Here is a 7817-nt window from a genome sequence, read left to right on the forward strand (position 1 = left end):
GACGGGCCGAAATGTGGAGTGGAAGCAGATGGGAATAACAGTTAGAGAAGCTTTAAAATTGGGAGGATTGCAAAAGGCTACTTTGGTAGCTGGTAAGGCAGGCCTGGACCGGGTAATCAAATACGTGGATATCCTTGAGGTGCCTGATCCCCGGGGGTGGCTAAGGCCTAACGAGCTCCTCGTTACCACCTGTTATGCGATGCAAAATGATCGGCAAGCCCAGTTAGATCTCGTACGAGAAATGGCCCGGGTAGAGGGGGCGGCCTTAGCTATAAAGTTTGGGCGGTTTATAGGCACTATTCCCGAGGAAATGTGCCACTTGGCCGATAAACTCCAGCTTCCCCTTATAAGCGTGCCTGATGACGTCCCGTTTATCGATATTACTCATCCGGTAATGGCGGCTATAATCTTTGAGCAATCGAAGCACCTTGAGTACTCCGAAAAGGTTCACCGTAAACTTACCCAGGTGGCTTTGGAAGCCAACAACCTTCAGGCCGTAGCCCAAGCCCTGGCCACCCTAATAGAACGCCCAGTGGTTATCTGTAATGAGGAATTGAAACCCCTGGCTGAGGCCGGTAAAGGACCATCTTCAGAACCCTTCCAGTTGTCACCCGAAGAAGCCAGACGGGCTAGCTCATCTCCTAAAGGTATAGAAGTTGCTGTTTGGCAGAAGGGAACCAGGCAGCGGTATTTTGCTGCTCCCGTGGAGGTCAGGGGACGGCGCTATGGATATGTACTGGTAGATATAGAGACTCCTTTAAGTGAGTTAAACTATATTGCCCTGGAGCACGCCGTAACCGTAACTGCTCTCCAGATGGTAAAGGAAGAGGCTGTTGCGGAAGCGCAGAGGAGCCTCCGCCGGGACTTCTTAGAAGACCTAATAGCAGGAGCCTTCCGCCATCGGGAACTGGCCCTAAGCCGCGCTGAGGCTCTGGGCATTTGTCTGGAAGAACCTAAAGTTATAATGGCCATAGATATTGATAATTTCGCTGACTATCTATTTAAATTTAGGTCTCCAGTTGAATATGAAATAAGCGCTGAAAGACTAAAACGGAGTTTTCACCGGATTGTAAATTCTTGTCTTATGGCCTTCGACCGGAGAACCTTGACCGTGCAGCGGAGCGATAGTGTTGTAGCCATTTTGCCGGTTACTGGAAAGGAACCCTATAAAAGAGATAATTGGGTCAGGTTCCGCAGAAGCCTACAAGAAGTGGCTTTAAGTATCCAAGGTAAGATTGCTCAGGAACTAAAAGGCATAACTGTTTCTATAGGGATAAGTTCTATAGCCTTAGATCCTATGGAAATCGGCACCAGGTATCAAGAGGCAAGGAATGCTATTCGCCTTGCACGGCGCCTCAAGGGTAAAGGGACCATCGCTTTTTGGGAGGATGTGGAAATTTATTCTGTTTTAGGGCAGTCAGAAGAAGTTCTGGAAAGATTTTACCAGTCAGTCCTAGGCTCGCTGGACCGCCCCGAAATTAAAAATCGCGAGGTGCTTTTAGAAACTCTCCGGGTTTACCTCGAGTGCCAGGGGAATGTGCTGGCTACAGCGGAGAAGCTTTATGTTCATCGCAATACCTTGCGTTACCGTTTAAAACGTATTGAGGAGATTCTCGGACGCGATCTCAAGTCGCCTGATGAAAGGCTATCCCTATGGCTGGCTTTGAAGGCCCGGGTTTTAGTAAAAGCCGGCCAATGATCTTGGACATATTGCACAAATTACAATCCGTTTTTTTATGCCGTTTGGCCGTAGAAGCCAGGCGGCTTTCTTTTTTATTATTTGGGCCAAGGAGTTTTCATCTGGGAGGGCTTAGAGTTGCTTGCGGTTATTCGTGTGCTCACTACAAACGATGAAAATCTTCTTAATGCCCACGGACGTATAATTACCGAGAGATTTGGGATTCCCACGCGGAGTTACTGCATTCCTGACCAGCCCAAGGGTATTTACAATGAGGAGACGGAGAGAATAGCTGTGCCCAAGATAGTGCGCTTAGCCCGCCAAGCAGAGAGCGAAGGGGCTAAGGCAATATTTATCAGTTGCGCTGCCGACCCTGCTTTGAAGGAGGTGAGGGCGGAGTGCCAAGTTCCGGTTATCGGTGCGGGTTCGGCGGCAGCCGCTGTGGCCTTGGCCCTCGGGAGCAACATCGGTGTACTGAACCTTACCGAGACCACTCCCCTCGCTTTAACCTCGATTCTTGGCCAGCGTTTAGTTGCCGAAGCTAAACCTGAGGGTGTAGAAAATACTACGGATCTTATGAACCCTGCCGGTAAAGAGAAAGCCATGAAGGCAGCCGAAAGGCTAGTCCAAAAAGGAGCAGAGGTCATTGTCCTGGCCTGTACGGGATATTCTACCATTGGGCTGGCTAGGGAAATAAGAAGACATTTGGCTGTGCAAGTTGTCGATGCTGTTGAAGCCGGAGGACTTATGGCATGGTATGCTTTGCAAAAATAATGGTATAAGGAGGAAGGGTTGTATGGATAAGAACTTGCTAGAAGAAAGACATCCCCGAGCCTTCGAACCTGGGGTCCTTATTGTCAACATTATCCTTTCCATTCTTGGCGCTATAATTGGGTTGCAGATACTTACAACCCTGGGTGTAACTCCTAACACTTCCATTATCGGTGTACTTGTAGCTATTGCTCTTTCTCGTATTCCCGGACAGTGGTTTGCTAAATACCGCTCTATTCACCGCCAGAACCTCGTCCAATCCAACATTTCCAGCGCTACCTTTGGAGCGGCAAATTCCTTGCTCCTCCCTATAGGTATCCCCTACCTTTTGGGTCGGCCGGACCTGGTTATCCCTATGCTTATTGGCGCGACTATGGGTATGCTTATTGATCTGGCTATGCTTTACTGGTTCTTCGATTCCCGCGTTTTTCCCGGAAAGGCAGCCTGGCCACCGGGGGTGGCGGCAGCCGAAGCCATCTATGCTGGCGATGAAGGAGGGAAAAGGGCCAAATTCCTGGTACTGGGTACTGTTATTGGTATTATTGGGTCATATTTTAAGATTTCCATGTCTGCCCTTGGCGTAGCTTTTATCGGCAATGTTTGGGCCTTGGCCATGTTTGGAGCGGGTCTCTTACTTAGAGGTTACTCTAACGTTCTCTTTGGTCTGGATATTAATAAGCTTTACATTCCGCATGGAATGATGATCGGTGCCGGCTTAGTGGCCGGTATTCAGATAGTCGCCATTCTCCTTAAAGGGAGAAAAAGTGCATCTGAATATAGTGATGTTTCATCTGGCGATTACACCAGAGACGAAAAAGAGGTTACTAGGGGTTTGCTTCGCGGCTTTGGCCTTTATATAGCTGCAGCCCTCCTTTTAGCCATGGTAGGCGGCTTATATACCGAAATGCCGGCTTGGCAGCTTCTGTTTTGGGCAGTTTTTGCTGCGGTCTCCTGCATCCTGGCCGAATTTATCGTTGGGCTTTCGGCTATGCATGCTGGGTGGTTTCCGGCTTTTGCTACAGCCCTTATCTTTCTTGTCTTAGGTATTGCTTTTGGGTTTCCTGCACCTGCTCTGGCACTTCTGGTGGGATTTGTCGCCTCTGGTGGCCCGGCTTTTGCTGACGCAGGTTACGATTTAAAGGCAGGCTGGATCTTGAGGGGCGGGGGGCGCAACCGTCAATTTGAGCTGGAAGGACGCTGGCAACAATTTCTGGCCGGTCTCGTGGGGCTAGCCGTAGCCTGGATAATGGTTACTTTCTTCCACGATGTTTATTTCCGCCAGGATCTGTTCCCGCCTGTGGACCGGGTTTATGTGGCTACCATTAAGGCAGGGGTTGACGCCACTATTGTAAAGAACCTAGTGTTATGGGCCATCCCGGGGGCTTTAATACAAGCCTTGGGCGGTTCCGAAAGGCAGCTGGGTATAATGCTAGCCACAGGTCTTCTAATTCTTAATCCCCTAGCCGGTTACGCTGTGCTAGCTGGTATCATCATTCGCCTTTTGGTCCTTAAGCTAATGGGTAAGGATGCGGAAACTCCCATGACCATTCTAGCTGCCGGTTTTATTGCCGGAGACGCTCTTTATGGCTTCTTTAACTCCGTACTCAAGGCCAAATGGAAGTAGGGTAAAGGAGAAAGAGGTATGGCTTCAAGGATAGTGCTTGATTACGAGGCTTTGGAAGCAGCTGTATTAGGCGGAGCTGTCCTGGGCGGCGGCGGAGGAGGCTCCATGGAATGGGGGCGTAAGCTTGGCCGTCTAGCCTTGGAGCTGGGCACACCAGAACTGATACCCCTGGAGGACCTTCCCGACGAAGCTACTCTTCTAACAGTTTCAGCTGTGGGAGCACCCGCAGCCCAGACGGCTTACGTCCGGCCAGTACACTATATTCGTGCCGTTGAGCTATTTATGAAATTTACGGGGGAGCAGATCGGGGGCTTAATCAGCAACGAATGCGGTGGTCTGGCAAGTATCAACGGGTGGATACAGGCGGCAGCCCTGGGTATCCCCCTAGTGGATGCTCCCTGCAATGGTAGAGCCCACCCTACCGGACTTATGGGTTCCATGGGTCTTCATAAAGTGGCCGGGTACATTTCTAAGCAGGTAGCTGTCGGCGGAAATCCCCAGACAAAAAGCTATGTTGAAGTATTCGTCAGCGGTTCGCTGGATGTATCCGCTAGCATAGTGAGGCAGGCTTCAGTTCAGGCTGGTGGGCTGGTGGCTGTAGCTAGAAACCCGGTTACCGTGAAGTATGCTAAGGAAAACGCTGCTAAAGGAGCCCTAAGCCAGTGTATTAGACTTGGCAAGGCTATGCTGGCCGCCCAGAAAAAAGGCGCCTGGCAGGCCATTGAGGCTGCGGCCGAAGCTTTGCGGGGAAAAGTAGTGTTCACGGGCAGGGTAGCTTCTGTCAGTCTTGAGACTGCCGGAGGATTCGACGTGGGGAAGGTAATAGTCCAGAGGGATCATAAGCTGGCGGAGCTCACCTTCTGGAACGAGTATATTACCCTGGAAGTCGACAACTACCGCATAGGTACTTTTCCGGACCTATTGGCTACACTAGATGTTGACACGGGCCTACCTGTATCTTCGGCAGAGGTAAGGGAGGGGCAGGAGGTTGCTATTTTGCATGTTTCCCGTAATGAGCTTATTCTGGGTAGCGGAATGAAGTACCCTGAGCTTTTCTTCGCCTTGGAAAAAGCTACAGGTAAGGAAGTAATCAAATATGTCTTTCCAGACTATATACTTTCGGAGGGAGAGGTGCAAGGCTATGGCGCTTAAGCAAGTTCTAGAAGTTTATGAACTCCTGGACAGCGCTTATGTCAACGGTTATGAAGTGGCAGACCTGCTTAAAGGGGCCGGCCTGGAAGAGGTGACTGTAACACGCATTAAGGGGTCCAAAGGTACCACCGATTTCATTAAGGCGGTGGTAAAAGGGAGAAACGGCAAATCCCGAGGCGGCAGTGCACCTACCTTGGGGATAATAGGGCGATTGGGGGGGTTAGGTGCAAGACCGGAGAGGATAGGTTTTGTGTCCGACGGAGACGGCGCCCTGGCGGCAGTTGCGGCCGCCTTGAAATTAGCTAACATGCAACAAAAAGGGGACGTGCTGGAGGGTGACGTGATTATCGCTACCCACATATGTCCCGATGCACCCACTCAGCCCCATGACCCTGTGCCCTTCATGGATTCGCCGGTGGATATTGCCGAGATGAACCGGAACGAAGTAGACCCAGCTATGGATGCTATTCTTTCCGTGGATACCACTAAAGGGAACAGGGTGATCAACCACCGCGGTTTTGCTATCTCCCCCACCGTTAAAGAGGGGTATATTTTGCGCGTAAGCGAAGACCTGCTCGATTTGATGCAAATTGTTACCGGCAAGTTGCCCGTTGTTTTTCCCGTTACTACCCAGGATATTACACCCTATGGCAACGGCATTTACCACTTGAACAGCATCTTACAGCCCGCCACAGCTACAGCGGCCCCGGTAGTAGGTGTGGCCATTACGGCCGAAGTACCGGTACCGGGATGTGCTACTGGTGCGAGCCACCTTATAGATATTGAAGCTGCAGTTCGTTTCTGCCTGGAGGTGGCTAAAGCCTTCGGGAAAGGTAAGTGTCGCTTCTATGATGAGGAAGAGTTTGAGCGGTTGAAAGAGCTTTACGGGCCTATGAATCACTTGCAGACTTTGGGGAGAAAAAACTGATATGCGGGCACAAGTGACCTTGACCGTAGCTGAAGCCAAGCGTATTATCGCCAAGGCCATTGCCACCCTGCCAGAGGTTAAGCAAGCCTTAGAAAATGGTCGTATTCTCCTAAAGGGAGGGACCACCGTTTCGGCTGTGGCCGAGGAGCTTTCGGGAATCACTTTGCGTATCTCAGGACGCGTTAGCCCGAGGGGAACGAAGACAGGGCGACACGATGGGTCAGCCCACAGTATCCTCCTGGAAAAGGGCGTGCCTCGCAATATTGATGATTGTTTTGCGGAAGCGGTCAGTACCTTGGGACCCTCGGATGTGGCCATCATCGGCGCTAACGCCATTGACGCTAGCGGCCGGGCGGCCATAATGCTAGGACGGCCTTTAGGAGGCGAGCCTGGCAAGGGGCTGGCTGGCCTTATGGCTCAGGGCTGTAAAATCATTATAGCCTGCGGCCTAGAGAAACTAATTCCCGGTAGCGTAGATGAGGCTGTCCGCTGCTCGGGGATTAAGGCTACAGATTGGTCCATGGGCATGGCCGTAGGGCTTGTACCGCTGGTAGGGAGGATAGTAACAGAAAAAGAAGCCCTGGAGATTATAGCCAGAGTAAAATGTACTGTTATAGGCAAAGGCGGCATAAGTGGAGCAGAAGGCTCGACGACTATGGTCGTTGAGGGAGAGCCAGAAGAGGTAGAAAAGGCCGTGCGGGCTGTTTTAGCTGTTAAGGGTACAGGGACCAGCGGTAGCCCGGCAAGCCTTCTAGAGTGCGAGGCCGGAAGCGAAGGTTGCCGGGTACACCAATCCTGCGCCTGGAAACAGGGAAAGAAAGGGGTGCTAGAGTGGTACGTAAAGTAGGCGCTATTACCATTGGCCAGTCACCTCGCGTGGATGTGGTGCCGGAAATGAAGGAGATCCTCGGGGAAAATATAGAGATAATCGAAGGTGGAGCCTTGGATGGGCTAACCCGGGAAGAGATCGCGGCACTAGCGCCAGGCCCCGGAGATTACGTTCTTGTTACCAGATTGAGGGACGGAAGCTCAGTAAAGATTGCCGAGCGACATATTATCCCGAGAATGCAAGCCCAGATCGATAGGCTCGTTGCTGAAGGAGCCGAAATGATCGCATTGCTTTGTACCGGTGAGTTTCCCAACTTTTCTTGTCCCCGGTTGATTTTAAAGCCCCAGGTTATCTTATATCACTTCACTTCAGGTGTAGCTACGGGAAGGCGACTCGGGGTTATAGTTCCGGATAAAGGCCAGGTAGAGCAGGCAAAGATACGTTGGGCTGGAGTAGGAGAGGTACTTAAGGTGGAAGTTGCCTCGCCCTATGGACCGAAGGAAGAAATATGGCGCGCCGCCTCTTCCCTTAAGGAATGGCAGGCAGAGGTAATAGTGCTTGACTGTATCGGATTTAACGTGCAAATGAAGAGAGAAGTGCATCAGCATACTAGCGCACCGGTGATATTGCCGCGGACAGTTCTGGCTCGTACTCTCCAGGAATTGCTATCCTAAGGGAGGGTAACTGGTTTGAAGGATTTAAAAGCGGTGGCTAAAAGACTCTTGCTAAGCTGTATGGCTTTAGAGAAAGGCGAAAGATTACTGGTAGTAACTGATACCTCGACTGTCACCATTGGCGAGGCCCTTTTCCAAGCTGGAGAAGAGTTAGGCGCTTT

Annotated in this window: 7 protein-coding genes; all 7 read left to right on the top strand. The window is 51.1% G+C overall.

The window, feature by feature from the left end; genetic code table 11:
- A partial coding sequence (locus tag L5656_RS09670) for a PucR family transcriptional regulator (RefSeq protein ID WP_297202408.1) occupies nucleotides 1–1699 on the top strand: 1699 nt, incomplete at its 5' end.
- Nucleotides 1700–1816: 117 nt separating this feature from the next.
- The gene (locus L5656_RS09675) at nucleotides 1817–2452 is read left to right on the top strand and encodes an aspartate/glutamate racemase family protein (RefSeq protein WP_297202411.1); all 636 of its coding nucleotides are present in this window, start codon (nucleotides 1817–1819) and stop codon (nucleotides 2450–2452) included.
- Between the two features lie 22 nt (nucleotides 2453–2474).
- On the top strand, nucleotides 2475–4073 hold the full coding sequence (locus L5656_RS09680) for an OPT/YSL family transporter (RefSeq protein ID WP_297202413.1): 1599 nt from the start codon (nucleotides 2475–2477) through the stop codon (nucleotides 4071–4073).
- Between the two features lie 18 nt (nucleotides 4074–4091).
- Nucleotides 4092–5225: a DUF917 domain-containing protein gene (locus L5656_RS09685; RefSeq protein ID WP_297202417.1), complete on the top strand. Its 1134-nt coding sequence runs from the start codon at nucleotides 4092–4094 to the stop codon at nucleotides 5223–5225.
- On the top strand, nucleotides 5215–6153 hold the full coding sequence (locus L5656_RS09690) for a DUF1177 domain-containing protein (RefSeq protein WP_297202419.1): 939 nt from the start codon (nucleotides 5215–5217) through the stop codon (nucleotides 6151–6153). The genes L5656_RS09685 and L5656_RS09690 overlap by 11 nt, the downstream gene beginning before the upstream one ends.
- A 1-nt stretch (nucleotide 6154) precedes the next feature.
- On the top strand, nucleotides 6155–7000 hold the full coding sequence (locus L5656_RS09695) for a hypothetical protein (protein WP_297202421.1): 846 nt from the start codon (nucleotides 6155–6157) through the stop codon (nucleotides 6998–7000).
- A complete protein-coding gene (locus L5656_RS09700) occupies nucleotides 6985–7656 on the top strand; it encodes an AroM family protein (protein ID WP_297202423.1) in 672 nt (223 codons plus the stop codon). The genes L5656_RS09695 and L5656_RS09700 overlap by 16 nt, the downstream gene beginning before the upstream one ends.
- Nucleotides 7657–7817 lie beyond the last annotated feature (161 nt).

This window comes from Thermanaeromonas sp. (genome assembly GCF_021890735.1).
Classification (GTDB): domain Bacteria; phylum Bacillota; class DSM-521; order Neomoorellales; family Neomoorellaceae; genus Thermanaeromonas.